General features: G+C 46.4%; 15 protein-coding genes. 9 read left to right on the forward strand and 6 right to left on the reverse strand.

What is annotated here, in order from left to right; genetic code table 11:
• Positions 1–9: 9 nt before the first annotated feature.
• A complete protein-coding gene (locus AC13CK_RS05180) occupies positions 10–1,698 on the reverse strand; it encodes an AMP-binding protein (protein ID WP_425878034.1) in 1,689 nt (562 codons plus the stop codon).
• A gap of 98 nt (positions 1,699–1,796) precedes the next feature.
• Entirely contained in the window at positions 1,797–2,432 is a 636-nt protein-coding gene (locus tag AC13CK_RS05185; RefSeq protein WP_005251442.1) for a TetR/AcrR family transcriptional regulator, read from the reverse strand.
• Between the two features lie 148 nt (positions 2,433–2,580).
• On the opposite strand from AC13CK_RS05185, the gene AC13CK_RS05190 reads away from it, so the two are divergent.
• The 8 genes from AC13CK_RS05190 (at position 2,581) to AC13CK_RS05225 (ending at position 12,057) form a co-directional block, all read left to right on the forward strand.
• Positions 2,581–3,753, forward strand: a complete 1,173-nt coding sequence (locus AC13CK_RS05190; protein WP_004646592.1) for an isovaleryl-CoA dehydrogenase — start codon at positions 2,581–2,583, stop codon at positions 3,751–3,753.
• A gap of 35 nt (positions 3,754–3,788) precedes the next feature.
• Positions 3,789–5,390, forward strand: coding sequence for a carboxyl transferase domain-containing protein (locus AC13CK_RS05195; protein WP_425878031.1), 1,602 nt, complete (start codon positions 3,789–3,791; stop codon positions 5,388–5,390).
• A gap of 11 nt (positions 5,391–5,401) precedes the next feature.
• On the forward strand, positions 5,402–6,196 hold the full coding sequence (locus tag AC13CK_RS05200; RefSeq protein ID WP_425878029.1) for an enoyl-CoA hydratase/isomerase family protein: 795 nt from the start codon (positions 5,402–5,404) through the stop codon (positions 6,194–6,196).
• Between the two features lie 19 nt (positions 6,197–6,215).
• On the forward strand, positions 6,216–8,210 hold the full coding sequence (locus AC13CK_RS05205; protein WP_482830989.1) for an acetyl/propionyl/methylcrotonyl-CoA carboxylase subunit alpha: 1,995 nt from the start codon (positions 6,216–6,218) through the stop codon (positions 8,208–8,210).
• Positions 8,207–9,109 carry a hydroxymethylglutaryl-CoA lyase gene (locus tag AC13CK_RS05210; RefSeq protein ID WP_425878025.1) on the forward strand — a complete coding sequence of 301 codons (903 nt, stop codon included), beginning with the start codon at positions 8,207–8,209 and terminating at the stop codon, positions 9,107–9,109. Before AC13CK_RS05205 ends, AC13CK_RS05210 begins: the two co-directional genes overlap by 4 nt.
• A 93-nt stretch (positions 9,110–9,202) precedes the next feature.
• Positions 9,203–9,907 (forward strand): CoA transferase subunit A, encoded by a 705-nt coding sequence (locus AC13CK_RS05215; RefSeq protein WP_425878023.1) that lies wholly within the window; start codon positions 9,203–9,205, stop codon positions 9,905–9,907.
• Positions 9,908–9,909: 2 nt separating this feature from the next.
• Positions 9,910–10,548, forward strand: coding sequence for a CoA transferase subunit B (locus AC13CK_RS05220; protein WP_004646586.1), 639 nt, complete (start codon positions 9,910–9,912; stop codon positions 10,546–10,548).
• 96 nt (positions 10,549–10,644) lie between these two features.
• Entirely contained in the window at positions 10,645–12,057 is a 1,413-nt protein-coding gene (locus AC13CK_RS05225) for a short-chain fatty acid transporter (RefSeq protein ID WP_004646585.1), read from the forward strand.
• 54 nt (positions 12,058–12,111) lie between these two features.
• On the opposite strand, the gene AC13CK_RS05230 is transcribed toward AC13CK_RS05225, so the two are convergent.
• From AC13CK_RS05230 to AC13CK_RS05245, 4 genes are all read right to left on the reverse strand, one after another.
• Complete coding sequence (locus AC13CK_RS05230; protein ID WP_425878018.1) at positions 12,112–13,602, reverse strand: OmpA family protein; 1,491 nt, start codon at positions 13,600–13,602, stop codon at positions 12,112–12,114.
• Positions 13,603–13,784: 182 nt separating this feature from the next.
• Positions 13,785–15,020, reverse strand: a complete 1,236-nt coding sequence (locus tag AC13CK_RS05235; RefSeq protein ID WP_004280133.1) for a dihydroorotase — start codon at positions 15,018–15,020, stop codon at positions 13,785–13,787.
• Between the two features lie 10 nt (positions 15,021–15,030).
• Positions 15,031–16,047: an aspartate carbamoyltransferase catalytic subunit gene (locus AC13CK_RS05240; RefSeq protein WP_004730000.1), complete on the reverse strand. Its 1,017-nt coding sequence runs from the start codon at positions 16,045–16,047 to the stop codon at positions 15,031–15,033.
• 224 nt (positions 16,048–16,271) lie between these two features.
• Entirely contained in the window at positions 16,272–16,616 is a 345-nt protein-coding gene (locus AC13CK_RS05245; protein ID WP_004280135.1) for a hypothetical protein, read from the reverse strand.
• 232 nt (positions 16,617–16,848) lie between these two features.
• Here AC13CK_RS05245 and rlmKL point away from each other — a divergent pair, with 232 nt between their 5' ends.
• Complete coding sequence (gene rlmKL, locus AC13CK_RS05250) at positions 16,849–19,053, forward strand: bifunctional 23S rRNA (guanine(2069)-N(7))-methyltransferase RlmK/23S rRNA (guanine(2445)-N(2))-methyltransferase RlmL (RefSeq protein WP_071850358.1); 2,205 nt, start codon at positions 16,849–16,851, stop codon at positions 19,051–19,053.
• The last annotated feature ends 161 nt before the right edge of the window (positions 19,054–19,214 follow it).

Genomic DNA, 19,214 nt, shown 5'->3' on the forward strand with positions numbered 1-19,214 from the left:
CAATACAATTTAAGCAATCTCTTTCAAGTTCAGCTCTTCACGCATAAATTCACGCAATTTGAACTTCTGCGCCTTACCGGAAGCCGTCATTGGAAATTCCTGGAAGAAACGCACATAACGTGGCACTTTATTGTGAGAAATATGCTCCTTACAATACTGACGGATAGTTTCCTCAGTACACGGATCATTTTCATGCAGGATGATGCAAGCACAAAGTTCCTCACCATATTTATGGTCTGGCACACCGATCACCTGTACATCTGAAACGGCAGGATGGGTATAAAGGAAATCTTCGATTTCTTTCGGGAACAGGTTTTCTCCGCCACGAATGACGACATCCTTGATTCGACCCTTGATTTTCACAAAGCCTTCATCATCCATTTCAGCGATATCACCGGTATGCATCCAGCGTGCAGCATCAATCACTTCCTGAGTTTTGTCCTGGTCTTCCCAGTAACCGAGCATGACGGAATAACCGCGTACACATAGCTCGCCCAATTGACCGCGTGGCACCACCTTGCCATTTTCATCGACAATTTTAACTTCCAGATGCGGATGTACCCGGCCAACCGTACTAACACGTCGCTCGACACTGTCTGCCGTTGAGCTTTGTGCACTCACTGGCGCAGTTTCGGTCATGCCATAACAAATCGTGATTTCAGACATATGCATGCGTTCAATCACGCGCTGCATAATTTCCTGCGGACATGGACTACCCGCCATAATCCCGGTACGCAGACTGGACAGGTCAAATTCGTCAAACTGTTCATGCTCAAGAATGGCGATAAACATGGTTGGCACACCATAAGCCGCAGTACATTTTTCCTGCTGAATGGCTTTCAAGGTTTCCAGCGGATTAAATACAGCTGATGGATAGATCATGGCAGAACCATGCGTAATACAGGCCAGATTACCCATCACCATACCAAAGCAGTGAAATAAAGGAACTGAAATACAGACGCTGTCTTCTGGACCTAAATGAATCGCTTCACCGACAAAGTACCCGTTATTTAAAATATTATTATGGGTCAGCATGGTGCCTTTCGGATTGCCCGTAGTGCCCGAAGTAAACTGGATATTAATCGTTTCATCGAACTGCAATTCACTGGAGATCTGTTGCAGTTGTTCCAGCTCTTGGGGGCTTGGCGAGCTTAGTAAATCCTGAAAACGGTGGATACCGGTATGCTGCTGATCATCAATTTTAATCACATGCTTTAAATGCGGCAAGCGCTCTGCATTGAGGAATTTACTTTCAGTCTGCATCAGCTCAGGTGCAATTTTAGTCAGAATTTCCTGATAGTCCGTCGTCTTAAACTGCGCTGCAATCACCAGTCCCTTACAGGAGACCTTGTTTAGCACATATTCAAGCTCATTGCTTTTATAGGCCGGATTCAGGTTCACCAGAATAATGCCTGCCTTGAAGGCCGCAAACTGGGTAATGGTCCATTCCACACAGTTCGGCGACCAGATTGCCAGACGGTCACCTTTTTGCATACCTAGTTTCAGCAGCTGACAGGCAAAGGCATTGACCTGATCCTGTAGCTGCCGGTAACTGAGGCGTATGTTCTGATGCAAACTCACTACCGCATCACGTTCTGCATACTGCTCGCAAGCCTGATCAAATTTTTCACCAATCGTCATGCCCAATAAAGGCTGGCTGCTGGTTCCATAGGCATAGCTTAACCGTACTTGTGTCATTGAATCGATCTCCTTGATTCTTTGTAATTCTGATTTTCAACTTTACTAATTGTTTTATGACCACGACGACCTTGTCTGTGTACCGGTTTTTTGTGTGTTTATGCTTGTAAATTTTCCTCCTGCCCACGTACTGCGTTGACACAAAAATCGGCAATCTGTTTGACAAAGTGATCCTTATACTTCTGATCAAACATGACATTTCGGGACGGATTTAAAGGTTCAATTACGACAAAGGTCATGGCGCCAACCACGCCCAACGCTGCCGTATTCAAATCTTCAAATTCGAATTCTCCATTGACCTTTCCTTCGGCCAGAATTTCCTTAATGCTCTGCTTGAGCAGCTGCTTACTGCGAAAACGCTCATGTTCCATTTCCGGATCAACCGGTTCGAACATCAGTGAATACGCCAGTTGGGGGCTATTCATTGCACGTTTGACAAAAGTTGTAACAGATTTTTGCAATTTCAGTTTTGGCGACAAATCTGACTCGGCAATATGGTTCAAGATCCCGACTTCATGCTGAATCGCGGCCGACAAAACCTCGATCAAAATCTGGCTTTTGCTCTCGAAATATCGATAGACCAGCCCTGTAGAAACGCCTGCGCGCTCTGCAATGGCCTGAATCGATGCCTCCTTCAAGCCCCCTTGAATAATCAGTTCACGAGCAGATTCCAAAATCGACAGGCGATTTTGTTCCATTCGTTCCTGCATCAATGATGATCTTTTATAACTCATAAAATTATTCTCAACAAGATAAAATGAATTGTAAATCATTTTGTGAATATAGATTCACTTTTTTATTTTTTCGTTGTATGTTAAAACCACAAGCACAACAAAAATGCTTTTTTGGATACAACAAATAGAACCATAGGATGGATGAAGAATGAATTTACAAAGCTTGGATTTCGGTTTGGATGAAACTCTAATAGCGCTTCGTGATTCAGTGGCCGCATTTTGCGCCAAAGAAATTACCCCGATTGCTCAACAGGTTGACCGTGACAACGAGTTCCCTGCTCACCTTTGGAAAAAGTTTGGCGAGATGGGCCTGCTTGGTCTGACAGTCAGTGAGGAATATGGCGGTTCAAATTTCGGTTATCTGGCGCACATTATTGCCATGCAGGAAATTTCCCGTGCTTCTGCATCCATTGGGCTGTCCTATGGCGCACATTCTAACCTATGCGTAAACCAAATTAAGCGTAATGGTACGGAAGAACAGAAACAGCGCTATCTGCCTAAATTGATTTCAGGTGAATATGTCGGTGCCTTGGCGATGTCTGAACCGAATGCCGGCTCGGATGTGGTCAGCATGAAACTGAAAGCGGAAGACAAAGGCGATCATTATCTCCTGAATGGTTCAAAAATGTGGATCACCAATGGTGGCGATGCCGATGTCCTGGTGGTCTATGCCAAAACCGATTTGCAAGCCGGTGCCAAAGGTATGACTGCGTTTCTGGTGGAGAAAAATATGCCAGGTTTCAGCCATGGCACGCATTTGGATAAACTGGGTATGCGCGGTTCCAATACTTATCCGCTGTTTTTTGACAATGTCGAAGTACCGAAAGAAAACGTCATGGGTGGCGTCGGCAATGGTACCAAAGTGTTAATGAGTGGGCTGGATTACGAGCGGGCTGTATTGAGTGCTGGCCCACTGGGGATTATGGATGCCTGTATGGATACCGTGATTCCATATATTCATGACCGTAAACAGTTTGGCCAGGCTCTCGGTGAATTCCAGCTGATGCAGGGCAAAATTGCCGACATGTATTCGACCTGGTTGGCATGTAAGGCCTTGGTGTATGCCGTAGGCGCTGAATGTGACAAGGCCGAACATAGCCGTAGCCTGCGTAAAGATGCTGCCAGTGCCATTTTATATGCTGCTGAAAAAGCGACCTGGATGGCGGGTGAAACCATTCAGACTTTAGGTGGTAACGGTTATATCAACGAGTTTGCTGCAGGCCGTTTATGGCGCGATGCCAAACTGTATGAAATTGGCGCCGGTACTTCAGAAATCCGCCGCATGCTGATTGGCCGTGAACTTTTCAACGAAACAGCCTAAATCTTAACACTTAGAATAAAACAAGGATGTTCGTCATGAATCAGTTATCGAGCAAAATCAATATACGTAGTGAAGAGTTTAAAACCAACCAGACTGCCATGCTGCAACTGGTGGATGACCTAAAACAGAAAGTTGAAAAAATTGCTTTGGGTGGCGGCGAAACTGCCCGCCAAAAACATTTAGATCGCGGCAAGCTGTTACCACGTGAACGGATTAATCACCTGATTGATCCAGGAACCGCTTTTCTGGAAATTGGTCAGCTGGCTGCCTATCAGGTGTATCAGGATGATGTGCCTGCCGCAGGTGTGGTCGCTGGTGTTGGTCAGGTCAACGGTCTGACCTGCATGATCATTGCCAATGATGCTACGGTGAAAGGCGGTACTTATTATCCATTAACAGTGAAAAAGCATTTACGTGCCCAGGAAATTGCCGAACAGAACCAGCTAACTTGTATTTATCTGGTGGATTCAGGCGGTGCATATTTGCCTTTACAGGATGAAGTATTTCCAGACCGCGATCACTTCGGCCGTATTTTCTACAATCAGGCACGTATGTCGAGCCAAGGTATCGCCCAGATTGCAGTGGTGATGGGTAGCTGTACTGCAGGCGGTGCTTATGTTCCCGCCATGTCAGATGAAACCATTATTGTCCGCAATCAGGGCACGATCTTCCTCGGCGGCCCTCCTCTGGTTAAGGCAGCTACTGGTGAAGTGGTGTCCAGTGAGGATCTCGGTGGTGGTGATGTGCATACCCGTTTGTCTGGTGTGGCTGATCATCTGGCTGAAAATGATGAACATGCGCTTGCGATTGCCCGCAACATCGTGGCCAACCTGAACAAAAAGCCAAACAAGACCGCAGATGAAATCGAAGCGCCGCTGTTTGACAGTTCGGAACTGTACGGCATTGTGCCGAGTGACGCGCGCAAGCCTTTTGATATCCGTGAAGTGATAGCGCGTATTGTCGATGGCTCACGTTTTGACGAGTTCAAGGCACGTTTCGGCACCACCCTGGTGACCGGTTTTGCCAAGCTCTATGGAATGCCGGTCGGGATTATTGCCAATAATGGCATTCTATTTTCCGAGTCAGCCCAAAAAGGCGCACATTTTATTGAGCTGTGTACCCAGCGCAATATTCCACTGATTTTCCTGCAAAATATTACCGGCTTTATGGTCGGCCGCCAGTATGAAAATGAAGGCATTGCCAAAAATGGTGCCAAACTGGTGATGGCCGTCGCCAATGCCAATGTTCCGAAATTGACCCTGGTCATTGGCGGTTCTTTTGGTGCCGGCAACTACGGCATGTGTGGCCGTGCTTATTCGCCACGCTTTATGTGGACCTGGCCAAACTCGCGTATTTCAGTGATGGGCGGTGAACAGGCATCCAGCGTTTTGTCGACCTTAAAACGTGACCAGATTGAACAGAAAGGTGGCAGCTGGTCAGCAGAAGAAGAAGACCAGTTTAAACAACCAATCCGTGACCAATACGAACGCCAAGGCCACCCTTATTATGCGTCTTCGCGTTTATGGGATGATGGTGTGATTGATCCAGCGCAATCGCGTGAAGTCTTGGCCTTGAGTCTGGCTGCGGCACTGAATGCGCCAATCCAGCCAACCAAATTCGGCGTGTTCCGCATGTAAGGGGTGACAAAATGACATATCAATTTTTACAGCTCGAACAGCAGGATCAGGTCGCGACAGTCTGGATTAACCGTGCCGAACTGCACAATGCTTTTAATACCCAGGTGATTGAAGAACTGAATGCCTGTTTCCGGTCTTTAAATGACCATGATGATGTGCGTGTGGTGATTTTGGCAGGCCGAGGCAAGAGTTTCTCTGCTGGCGCGGATCTGAACTGGATGAAACAGGCAGGTCAGGCATCACAGGCAGACAACGAAGCGGATGCTATCAAACTGGCAAAAATGCTGCAAAGTCTGGCGACCTTAAAACAGCCAACCATTGCCCGGGTACACGGCATTGCCTTTGGTGGCGGCATGGGGCTGGCCTCAGCCTGTGATATTTGTGTGGCCAGTACAGATGCCAAGTTTGCCACTTCCGAGGTTCGCTTAGGTCTGGCACCTTCGACCATCAGCCCTTATGTGATTCGTGCGATTGGTGCCCGTCAGGCCTCACGTTATTTCCTGACCGCCGAGCGGATTACTGCTGAACAGGCCAAAAGCATTGGTCTTGCGCATGAAGTTACTACACCAGAACAGCTCGACAGCAAAATTGATGAAATTGTGGAAGCACTTTTACTGGGTGGTCCTGCTGCACAGAGCGCATCGAAACAGTTGATTCAACTGGTTGACCAACAGGTATTGACCGAAGATTTACTGCTTAAAACAGCACAGCATATTGCCCATATTCGCCAGGGAGATGAGGCGAAAAATGGACTGAATGCATTTTTGAACAAACAAAGCCCGGCTTGGATCAAGACCACGGCATAACAACAAGAAGGATCCTACAATGTTTGAGAAGATTTTAATTGCCAACCGTGGTGAAATTGCCTGCCGTGTGATTCGTACAGCGAAGAAATTAGGAATTGCCACCGTTGCCGTCTATTCCGATGCTGATGCGCAGGCACAACATGTGAAACTGGCCGATGAAGCGATCTATATTGGTGAATCGCCAGCAGCACAAAGTTATTTGCAAATTGATCGCATTATTCAGGCAGCCAAAAACACTGGTGCCCAGGCGATTCACCCCGGTTATGGTTTCCTGTCCGAAAATGACCAGTTTGCCTTGGCCTGTCAGGACAACAATATTGTCTTTATTGGCCCGCCAGTCGATGCCATTCTGGCAATGGGTCTAAAGGCCACCTCTAAAGCGCTGATGGAAAAAGCCGGTGTGCCTCTAACCCCCGGCTATCATGGGACCAATCAGGATGCCGACTTCCTGAAACAGCAGGCAGACAATATTGGCTATCCGGTACTGATCAAGGCCAGTGCCGGCGGTGGCGGTAAAGGCATGCGTCTGGTGGAATGCAGCGAAGATTTTCTTAGCTCGCTTGCTTCATGTAAGAGTGAAGCACGTTCAAGTTTTGGCAATGAAGACGTTCTGATTGAACGTTATGTGATTCAGCCACGTCATATTGAAGTGCAAGTTTTTGGCGATACACATGGCAACTATGTACATCTGTTTGAGCGTGATTGTTCGGTACAACGTCGCCACCAGAAAGTGCTAGAAGAAGCGCCTGCACCAAAAATGCCAGAAGATAAACTGGAAGCGATGCGTCAGGCTGCGATTGATGCCGCTCGTGCAGTGAATTACGTTGGCGCCGGTACGGTAGAGTTTATTGTCGAGCAAGACGGTACGGCCTATTTCATGGAAATGAACACCCGCCTACAGGTTGAACATCCGGTGACTGAAATGATTACCGGACAGGATCTGGTAGAATGGCAACTGCGCGTAGCTTTTGGTGAACCTTTACCGAAGCAGCAGCATGAATTGCAGATTCACGGTCATGCGCTTGAAGCCCGTGTCTATGCTGAAGAGCCGGAAAAAGGTTTTATCCCGGCGATCGGTCAGATCAGCTACCTGCATTATCCGGAGCAAAGTGACTGTGTACGTGTCGATAGCGGTATTGTCGAAGGCGACGAGATCAGCACTTATTATGATCCGATGATTGCCAAACTGATTGTCTGGGGTAAAAATCGTGAAGCAGCCCTAACCCAGATGCACCATGCGCTGGGTCAGTTCCATGTCGATGGTCTGGGTAACAATATTGCTTTTCTAGATCGCCTGGTGCTGTGTGACTCGTTTAAAAATGCACATTTAGATACTGGCCTGATTCAGCGTGAAGAAGAATTTCTGCTCAAACCTTCTGCGGATATCCGTGCCGAACTGGTGGTCAGTGCTGCACTGATTGAGCTACTGGCACGTCAAGCACAGAATCCCGTTCCAAGCAATCCGGTGTGGCAGCAGCAAGCATTCTGGCGCCTGAACCAGCAAAATAGCCATACAGTGCAATTACAACGCAATGGCATCAACCTGAAAGTTCAGTTCCGCACTCAGGATCAAGGCTTTGTCGCCAGCTATAACGGTCAGCAAATTCAAATTCAGGGTCAGCTCGTCGATGCCCATACTTTGGCGTTACAACTGGCGGGTAAACAGCAAAAACTGGCTTTTAGCCAGACTGAGCAAGGCATTACCCTATTCCAGAATGGTCAAAGCTATAAGTTCAATTACCTGAAGTCTGATTTTAATAATCAGGATGAACAAGGCACGGAAAATAACCTGATCGCGCCAATGCCAGGCGTCATTACCCAGGTGCTCGTGGCAGCCAATGACAAAGTCAAAAAAGATGATGTGCTGATGACGCTGGAAGCCATGAAGATCGAATACTCGATTCGCGCACCGCATGACGGCATCATCGCAAGCTCATATTTCCAGAAGGGTGATCAGGTTAAAGCCGGTGATGAACTGGTCGAGTTCCAGCCGCTGGCGGAGGAAGTGGCATGACGGATTTTGTCAAAATCGTAGAAGTCGGGCCACGCGATGGCCTGCAAAATGAAAAAACACCTTTGACATTGGATGACCGAAAAAACCTGATTGTGGACCTGATGAAAACCGGTCTACAGTCCATCGAAGTTGGTTCCTGCGTTTCAGCCAAATGGGTACCGCAAATGGCAGACAGTGATGTGCTCTTTGCCAGCCTACCCCAAGATCCGAATATTCAGTTCAGTCTGCTGACCCCAAATCTGAAAGGTTTTGAATCGGCACTGGCTGTGGGTTGCAAAGAAGTCGCGGTATTTACCGCTGCTTCTGAAAGCTTTACCCGCAAAAACATCAACTGCTCGATTGATGAAAGCTTCGAGAAGTTTGCCGATGTCATGGCAGCAGCCAAAGCCAATGATATTAAGGTACGTGGCTATGTCTCCTGCATGGTGGACTGTCCTTATGAAGGTGCCATTGATCCGAAGCAGGTGGTCAAAGTCACCCAGCGTTTGCTGGAGATGGGCTGCTACGAAGTGTCATTGGGTGAAACCATTGGTACAGCAACACCGGATCGGGTAAGAAATGTCTGGGAGGCTTGTCTGGCTGAACTTGATACTAAAGTTTTGGCGGGACATTTCCATAATACCTACGGCATGGCCATCGCCAATATTTACCAGTCTTTACTTCAAGGCATTCGGGTCTTTGATTCCTCCATTGCCGGCTTAGGTGGCTGCCCTTATGCCAAAGGCGCTTCAGGCAATGTTTCAACTGAAGACCTGTATTACCTGCTCTCGAATATGGGCTTTCAAACCGGTATTCAGCTAGACGCCCTGATGCAGGCCAGCCGTAATATCAGTGAAGTCTTGCAGCGCAACAATCCATCCAATTATGCCAATGCCTATTGGCAAAAAGCCTGTGCTTGAAAATAAACTTGCTTGAGCAAAATGCTCTTAAGCAAACCATAAGGATATAAGCAGCAGATTGAAGTCTGCTACAACAATAATAGAGGTGACAAGATGTCAAACAAGGTTTATGACAGCGCTCAATCCGCCTTAAAGGATGTGGTGCAAGATGGTCATACCCTGGCCGTTGGTGGTTTTGGCCTATGTGGTATTCCGGAAGCTTTGATCGCAGCTTTAAAAGAAACAGGTGCTAAGCAACTCACCTGTATTTCCAACAATGCCGGCGTAGACGGCTTCGGTCTCGGACTTCTGCTGGAAACCAAACAGATTAAAAAAATGATTTCCTCTTATGTCGGTGAAAATAAGGAATTCGAACGTCAATATTTAAATGGCGAACTGGAAGTTGAACTTACTCCACAAGGGACTTTGGCAGAAAAATTACGTGCTGGCGGTGCCGGTATTCCGGCTTTTTATACGGCGACGGGTGTCGGAACCGTGATTGCTGAAGGTAAGGATGAACGTGAATTTAAGGGCAAGAAATATATCCTGGAAGAGTCTTTAATTGCTGATGTCGCCTTGGTTAAAGCCTATAAGGCCGATAAAGCCGGTAACCTGATTTTCCGTAAAACCGCCCAGAACTTTAATCCGGTCTGTGCCATGGCCGGCAAAATTACCATTGCTGAAGTCGAAGAGATTGTCGAAATTGGCGTGCTGGATCCGGACGAAATCCATCTTCCGGGAATTTATGTGAACCGGATAGTCCTGAATGCTCAACCGGAAAAACGTATTGAACAGATGACTTTAAAGGCGGAGGCTTGATCATGGCTTGGACACGTAATGAAATGGCGCAGCGCGCGGCACAAGAGCTTGAAGATGGTTTCTACGTCAATCTAGGGATTGGCCTGCCGACGCTAGTCGCGAACTATATTCCGGAAAATATCAATGTCTGGCTGCAGTCGGAAAATGGCCTGCTGGGGATTGGCGAATTTCCAACCGAGGAGACAGTGGATGCCGACCTGATCAATGCCGGTAAACAGACGGTTACCGCGCGTAAAGGTGCTTCATTTTTCTCAAGTGCCGACTCCTTTGCCATGATCCGTGGCGGTCATGTCAATATTGCCATTCTGGGTGCTATGGAAGTGTCCGAAACTGGTGATCTGGCCAACTGGATGATTCCAGGCAAAAAGGTCAAAGGCATGGGCGGTGCCATGGATCTGGTCGCGGGTGTACAAAAGGTCGTGGTCTTGATGGAACACTGCGCCAAAGATGGTACACCTAAGATAGTTCCAGAATGTAGTCTGCCGCTGACCGGCCAGGCTGTGGTGAACCGGATTATTACCGATCTCGGTGTACTGGATGTTACTCCTGATGGAATTCGACTGGTTGAACTGGCACCAGAGGTCAGTTTTGAAGAGATTCAAAAAGTCACGGGGGTAGCGCTACTACGTAACGCTGCCTGATCCAGCCAGCCCTTAAGAATGAAGCATCTTAAGGGCTTTTTTATATATAGCTGTTTCATTTCAAAATAATAATCGCAGAATAAATGGATTTTAATCATGCAAACTCAACAAAATATTTTGCAGCGCTTCGCCTTGCGCGTCAGCGACTGGTCTGAAAAATGGTTTCCGGATTCTTATATTTTTGCCCTGCTTGGCGTCATCATTGTGGCGATTGCCGCCATCGGAATTGGTGCACCCGCACAGGATGTCGCGATTTCCTTTGGAGACGGCTTCTGGAGCCTGATTCCCTTTACCTTGCAGATGTGCATGCTGATCGTGGTCGGTTATGTGGTTTCCGTATCTAAGCCTGTCCAGCTTCTGATCCAGAAAATGGCGCGCCTGCCACATTCCGGTCGTGGTGCGATTGTCCTGGTCGCCACGGTCAGCCTGTTAATTTCTCTGATTAATTGGGCCATGAGTACTGTACTGACTGCACTCCTAGTGATTGCACTGGCACAGCGTAAAGAGCTTAACATGGATTACCGCGCTGCTGCGGCTGCCGCGATTATCGGGATGGGTGCGACCTGGGCACTGGGCATCAGTTCTTCAGCTGCACAGTTACAGGCCAATAAAAGCAGTCTGCCTGAACCGATTTATAATCTGACGGGCGTGATTCCATTTACCGAAACCATTTTCCTGCCGCAATCCATGATCATGACGGCGGTACTGATTGTAGCTTCAATTGCGATTGCTTACTGGTCAGCACCTAAAGGGTCTGACATTAAAACCATTGAGCACTTCCCGATTCAGATTGAAGAAGAAAAACCGGAAGTATCTGCCGAAAAAAGACCGGGGGATTGGCTGGAAAATTCACCCATTTTAAGCATTCTGATTGTGATTCTGGGCGCAGTCTGGATGTTTAACGAATTTTCCAAAAGCAATCCGATTCTGGCCATTTCCAGCTTAAATACCTATAACTTTATCTTCCTGATTTTGGGCGTGGCCTTACACGGTACACCGCGAAATTTCCTGAATGCGGTATCCAAAGCCGTACCCGCCATTTCTGGGGTACTGATCCAGTTTCCGCTGTATGGCAGTATTGCCTTTATGATGACCAATGCGCTAAACCCGGCCGATCTGTCATTGTCACATTACATTGCCGAGTTCTTTGTTTCCATTGCCTCGCAGGAAACCTTTGCCATTGTGATGGGCTTATATTCGGCGATTCTGGGTTTCTTTATTCCTTCTGGCGGAGGGAAATGGATTATCGAAGCGCCCTATGTGATGCAGGCTGCGCATGACCTGAAAGTGCATCTGGGCTGGTCGGTACAGATTTATAATGCGGCAGAAGCCTTGCCGAATCTGATTAATCCATTCTTTATGCTTCCGATGTTGGGTATCCTGAAATTAAAAGCCAAAGATGTGATTGGATTTACGGTGACCCAGCTGATTTTCCATCTGCCTTTGGTACTGTTCCTGCTGTGGTTCCTTGGTCGGACATTGACTTATAGCCCGCCGGTATTTTCTTAATTTAAGATAATAAAAAAGGACGAAAATTCGTCCTTTTTTATTTAGGCCGCTCTCTTAATTTCCTGTCTTCTCAACTACACCTTCATCATCTACTTCACGTACAATTCCCGTTTCGGTATTCACGACCTCAAAGGTCACGCGACGATTCTGAAACTGTCCGGCAGGTGTGGCATTGGGTTCAACCGGCTGATCCTCTCCCATGCCAACTGCCTGTAACTGTGCAGGATTGACCCCTTTTCCAACGAGATAACTGGTAATCGCTTGAGCTCGTTGCACAGACAGCACCTTATTTTCTGCTTCACTACCCTGAGCATCGGCATGTCCTGTAACCTTCAGAATGACATGCGGTGCTCGTTGCAATAATGCAGCAGCCTGATCCAGCACCAATTTATTGACCTCGGGAACTTCAGTCGATGCCGTATCAAAATTAATGATCTGTAAATTCAGTGCAGTCGCCACATCCAGCGCTTTAACATTATCGGTCTTGATACTGGCCAAGGCTTGTTCTGCCTCACTATTGGCGGTATTAATCACGTCACTTCTATTGAGCGGCTGCTGGGTCACCACTGTGACATTTTTGGCCAGACTACGAATTTGTGCTGCCAGACGCTCGGCCTCTGCATTGGTTGCTGCACGCACTGAAACCTGATTGCCAATCCAGTCAAGTGACACATTTGGCATTCCCTGCATTGTTCTCAACACAGTCGGAATAGTATCCTGATCAATAAATTCTGAATGATAAACCTCACTGCTCAGCGCCCCACAACCAATATTATAATTAAAGATCTGTTTGATCTCGTTTTGCAAAATTTCCATATACTGCGGATTATTCAGCTGTAATTGACAACTGACAATTTCGCCATTACTGCCTGTACTTAATCGCAAGGATGCAGGCTGAGCTGCAGCAACTTCACTGGTCGCTTGGGTATTTGAATCTTCAACATCATCCTGCATGCAGCTACGAACCAAAAACAGGATCAAACCCGCCAGGATCAGAAAAATAATAAACGGCCATAAAAAGCCGGTTTTTCTTTCTTCCTGAACAATGATGGTCTGCTCCGCCAATACAGGCTCCTGATTTAAATTTTGCCCTGCCAAGGGTGAAACTCCTAGCGCTGCCAGAATAGGTCCAGCCCAAACGGGTAATGCGCGCTGAATCGAATCGGCGTGGGTTTCCAGCAAATGGCTAATCGCTTCCGGACTTGAAGCACCCGCTTCGGTCTGTAAAAAATTCATAGTCGGTACAATTGACCGGTTCAAGGTATGCTCTATTTCATCTTGTGGCGCGCTCTGATCCACTTGATCCAGAAACTGCTGCTTGAGTGCCGGATTTGCATTGAATAATTCATGAATTTTTGGATTAAGTTGCTGACCAAGATTCTCAATCCAGGCGGGACGTGCACGCAATATACTTAAAAATATGGGATGGAATTGAGCCAAAGCTTGATCTTTGGCAAATAAATGCTCGGTTTCACCTTGAAGCACAATCGCCGTAACATCGCTTTTTAAGCGTTCTATAAAGTCTATATTCATAATCGTCACCATTCTTTTGATTTTTCTAATGTTTAATATTTAATCAGTGTAACGATCCCCATTTTTTGAAAATGTAAATAATTGTATGAATATCATAAAGTTTCACTGTTTTTGTTGAGTACTCATTTTACCAACACAAAATTTAAAAAATAAAAAAAGCCAGTCGAAGCTGACTTTTATAAAATTGGGATCATTTAAGCAGCAAAAGTTTGAACCACTTTACCCAGCACTTTTTGATTAATGAGCGGGGTATTTTTACCTTGTGACACGATGCTTTCTTTATTCAGGGTCCATTCCAGTTCCGGATCTAGCAGCACCCAGCCTGATTCATTTATCCATCGATCTGCCATTTGTGCAACACGAGCCGGAGCTAGGGTCACTTTTTCCACCCATTCCAGTGGAGTCAACAACCCCTCACGAATCAGTTGCAGACCAAAAGGCACATAGGTATCAAAAGCAGTGAAACCTGGCTGCGTTTCAGCAAACGGCGCCATTTTCGCAGAGCTGCTTAGCGGTTCATGATGAGTACAAATCGCATCAATCACACCTGATTTTACACCCTGACGCAGTAATTCTTTGTCCTGTTCAGAACGAAGCGGTGGACGCACATGTGCAAGAGAGTTAAATCCATCAATCAAATGATCAGTTAAATGTAACTGATGCATGGCCACATCACAGGTCACCGGTAAGCCTTTTTCCTTGGCAATACGGATCAATTCCACCGAAGCACCACAAGACAACAGACCAAAGTGTGCTCGTACTTTGGTTGATTCAATCATCAACAGATATTTGGCAATCGCCACGGTTTCAGCCAGTGCCGGAATCATCGGCAAGCCCTGACGTGATGCAATAAACCCTTCATGCACACAGCCGTCTTTGGCAATTTGTGGTTCTTCCGCATAGAACACCACCGTCAGGTCTAAGCCTGCAGCATATTCAAGGGTACGCAGTACCACATCATCATTGGCAAACGGCGCACTGGCATTGGAAACCGCAGTACAACCGCCCTTTTTCAAGCCCGCCATATTTGCCGGTTGTTGACCATTTAAGCCTTGGGTTTGCGCACCAATCACTTGAAGATAGATCCCACCATCCAGCATGGCTTTTTCGACCAGACCGTGAATCAGCGCACCATTATCTTGTACGATTGGCTTTGAATCGGGTGGCGTAAATACGTGCAAAATGCCATTTTCACGTGCCGCTTTTCCTTCAGACTTAAGCGTACCGTGTTGCTGTTGACCCGGTTCACGTAAACGCGCACACAAATCGACCATGGTTGGCATTAACCATTTGCCTTGACCATCAATCGTTTCAGAGACGTCTGCTGTTTCTGCAACGAATTTTCCATTTTCCAGATACACGGTCTGGATAGAATTAGTGTTTTGGATGGGATCAAGAACACGGACATTTTCAATTTTTACAATAGTCATGACTTATTCCTTAACCCGCAATCGCTTCAATCAAACCTTGTTCTTGTAACTGACCTTGCATCGATAAAGCCAACACCGCCATACGCACGGCAATACCATTGGTCACCTGCTTCAAAATCACAGATTGCGGACCATCCGCAATACTTGAGTCGATTTCAACGCCGCGGTTCATTGGTCCCGGATGCATCACGATACAATCCGGTTTGGCCATGGCAAGACGTTCTTTATTCAAGCCATACATTTTGTAGAACTCTGCTTGCGAGGCAAGTGCCGGAGAATCAATACGCTCGTTCTGAATACGTAAGGTAATGATCACGTCGCAGTCTTTGATGCCGTCTTCCATATTGTTAAATAGACGAACACCATCGCCATATTCTTCAAAACCCAATGGCAGCAAGGTATTCGGTGCAATCACCCGGATATCCTGGCAACCTAAAGTTTGCAAGGCAGCCACATCTGAACGCGCGACACGTGAATGCTTGATATCGCCAATAATGGCAATCGACATTTCTTCGAATTTTTTCTTGGTTTCACGGCGAATGGTCAGCATGTCCAGCATCGCTTGAGTCGGATGCGCATGACGGCCATCACCGGCATTAATAATTGCCACGGTTGGACAAACATCTTTGGCAATAAAATGCGCTGCCCCTGAAGATGAATGACGTACCACGAAAATATCGGCCGCCATGGCTTCCAGATTCCATAAGGTGTCACGCAGGGTTTCACCTTTAGAAGTACTCGAACGGGCAATATCGATATTGAGAACATTGGCAGAAAGGCGCTTGGCAGCGGCTTCAAAGGTGGTACGGGTACGGGTAGAATTTTCGAAGAACAGGTTCATCACTGTTTTGCCTTCAAGCAAATTATTGGTGATCAGCTGATTTTGGTCATTAAAAAAGGACTGTGCAGTGTCCAATATTTTTGTCAGGGTTTCTTTAGAAAGACCTTCGATGGTCAAGAAGTGTTTTAGATTACCTTCTTTATTGAGTTGAATCTGGCTCGGTGTATGCAATGCCGCCAAGTGCATGAGAGATTCCTTATGCGTTAAGTCAACATATTATACAGAGATTGGCGAATTTTTATAGTTGGCTATGCTGCTACTTGTACAAAAAGCATCTGAACAATAAAAATAAAAAATCAGATTCCTTTGTATTTTTTCAATAAGATAATTTAACCCGATTTGCATCTTGCTGATTTTAAGTACAAAACCAACGGGCGCTTCAGTCTGGAGCATTCACACCCATCTCAGGTTTAACGCAGTGCACCAATATAACGATGTGACACCTGTGCACGATAGATATCGTCTTCATCCGGTTCGACCGAGATCAGCCCTTCCTGCTGGCTTGGGTGTGCAGATTCTGTTGGTGAGTCTTGTGCTGTTTCAGAAATCTCCAGTACCATTTTGAGGCGCTGGATCAGATGATTCAAATCTGGATCCTGGGTTTGCTCTGCCAGTTGAATCACATGCCGGGCATAATCCAGGTTCTCTGCCAGATAAATTGCATCAATTACCCGACCGGAAACCCGTCGTAAACGGGCATAAATTAAAGTGGCCACTGAAAAAGCGTCATGGTTGCGTAACTGATTCTCTAACATCTTAACCCCCATTATAAAATTGAAAAATCAGGCAGCCATCGCTCCCCATCGACTGACCGCCTGATTTGCCATGTATAGAGCAAAATGCGTACCAGTTCCTCAATTTATAGTGTGAATATTATTTTTCTCTATCACATGCCACGGCCTTTCAGAGAATTTCAAAAGCTTTCAATATAAAAATACGGTAAACTTAGCGCAGTTTTTTATTTATCTTTTTTGGTCTCTCTATTATATGAATACCTCTCCACGTTTAAGCAATTATTGGGTCACCTGTGCCGATGGTCTGGAAACCTTATTAGAAGAAGAAATACAAGGCTTAGGTGTTCAGAATATTGAGCGTTTTCCGGGCCGTTTGACCTTTAAAGGCACACTGGAAAATGCTTATCGTATCTGCATGTGGTCACGTCTGGCTTCACGTGTTTTGATGCCAATCCACACGCATGAAATTGAATTTTCTCATGATGCCCGTGATGTGGCAGAAGAACTCTATGAAGGGGCTCTCAGCTTCGACTGGTCGCTGATTTTTGCACCACAAAGCACCTTTGCGATTCGTTTGCATGTCGAGCGTGACATCAAGGTCAACACCCAGTTCGCGACTTTACGTGCCAAAGATGGTGTCGTAGATTCCTTTATGGAAGCGGTAGGCAAACGTCCAAGCATTGACACCAAACAGCCAGAAATCACCATGTATATTCTGGCAGGCAAGAAAGAACATACTTACTGCCTCGACCTGTCTGGTGACTCTTTGCATAAACGCGGTTATCGCCGTTTCATGACTGATGCACCGATTAAGGAAAACCTGGCTGCTGCGATTCTGCAAAAAGGCCAGCTTAAACAGATTAATCCGGACATCATTGTCGATCCAATGTGTGGTTCAGGTACCTTTATTATTGAATCCCTAATGATTTTGACCGACCGTGCACCGGGTCTGGTCCGTCGTTTCGGTTTTAATGGCTGGAATGGCCATGACCATGAACTGTGGATGAGCATCAAGGCCGAAGCTGCTGAACGTCATCAAGCGGCAATGGAAAATCCATTACCACAATTCTATGCTTTCGATGCGGACTGGGAAGCGGTTAAAGCCACCAGACAAAATATTATCGCGGCGGGTTTTGAAGCTGCTCTCGACAATATCATGATCGAAGAACGGACTTTAAATGACTGGCCTGATTTCCATGCAGAAGGCAAGAAAGTATTCTTCGTGACCAACCCGCCATATGGCGAACGTCTCGGCGATAAAGCGCAAAACCGTTCTTTATACCTGGGTTTATCGGCTTTATTGCAAAAGAATTTCCCGAATCAAAAAGCGGCTGTGATTGCCTCCCAAGTGGAACAGGCCGATGTGCTGGCCTTTAATGATCCGCAAATCCTGCGTTTGATGAATGGTAAATTGCCGATCTATATCCGCTTCGGTACGGTTAAACCGGCCGCAGTGGTACGTCCATTCCTAGAAAGCTGGCAGCCTCAGCAGTTTGAACCGATTGAAGGTGCGATGGAGTTTGCCAACCGTCTGACCAAAAATATGCAAGCTCTAAAAAAATGGGCAGTCAAGGAACAGATCCATTGTTTACGTCTCTATGATGCAGATTTACCTGATTTTAACGTCGCAGTAGATCTGTATGGCGAGCGTTTGCATGTACAAGAATATGCGCCACCTAAAACTATTGATCCGGAAAAAGCCAAAAAACGTTTCAACCTGGCCTTACAGGCCATTCGTGCCGTGACCGGTTTGGGCCGTGATGCGATCTTTATCAAGACCCGTGCACGTCAGGAAGGTAAAAACCAGTACACCAAACAAAGTACAGCATCCAAGCGTTTTATCGTTCAGGAAGGTCAAGCCAAGATTCTGGTCAACCTGACCGATTATCTGGATACCGGTCTGTTTCTGGATCACCGTCAAATGCGTTTACGTATTGCACGTGAAGCAAAAGGTAAACACTTCCTGAACCTGTACAGCTATACCTCAACGGCAAGTTTACATGCTGCTTTGGGTGGTGCTGCAAGTACAACCAGCGTCGATCTGTCGAATACTTATTTGAACTGGTCTAAAGAAAATTTTGTTCTGAACGGCTTAACCGTGGATCATGCGGATGAACAGCATCAGTTCTTTGCCTCTGACTGTTTCGAATGGCTAAAAGAAGGTCATGAGCAATATGAGCTGATCTTTATCGACCCACCAACCTTCTCAAACTCGAAGAAATTCTACGGGACCTTTGACGTACAGCGCGACCATTTGTCCCTGTTAAAACGTGCGATGAACCGCTTAACCACTGATGGTACCTTGTATTTCTCAAATAACTATCGTGGTTTTGAGATGGATGAAGAAATTCTGGCCTTCTTTGATGTTGAAGAAATTACCCAGGAAACCATTGGACCTGACTTCAAGCGGAATCAAAAGATTCACCGTGCCTGGAAAATCCGTCATCCGCAAGTGTAATTTGATGATGAATTAACTGTCTTTATCACGATTGATATCTTCTTTATTTTCCCTGAGCTGAGTTTTAAGCCATGCTTTAAAGCTCGCCGCAACAAGAATACAAAAGTGTTGCAATGCTCGAAGTTAAAAATAAGATTAAAAAAACCCAGCCTAGGCTGGGT

The organism is Acinetobacter sp. L-24 (assembly GCF_056857555.1).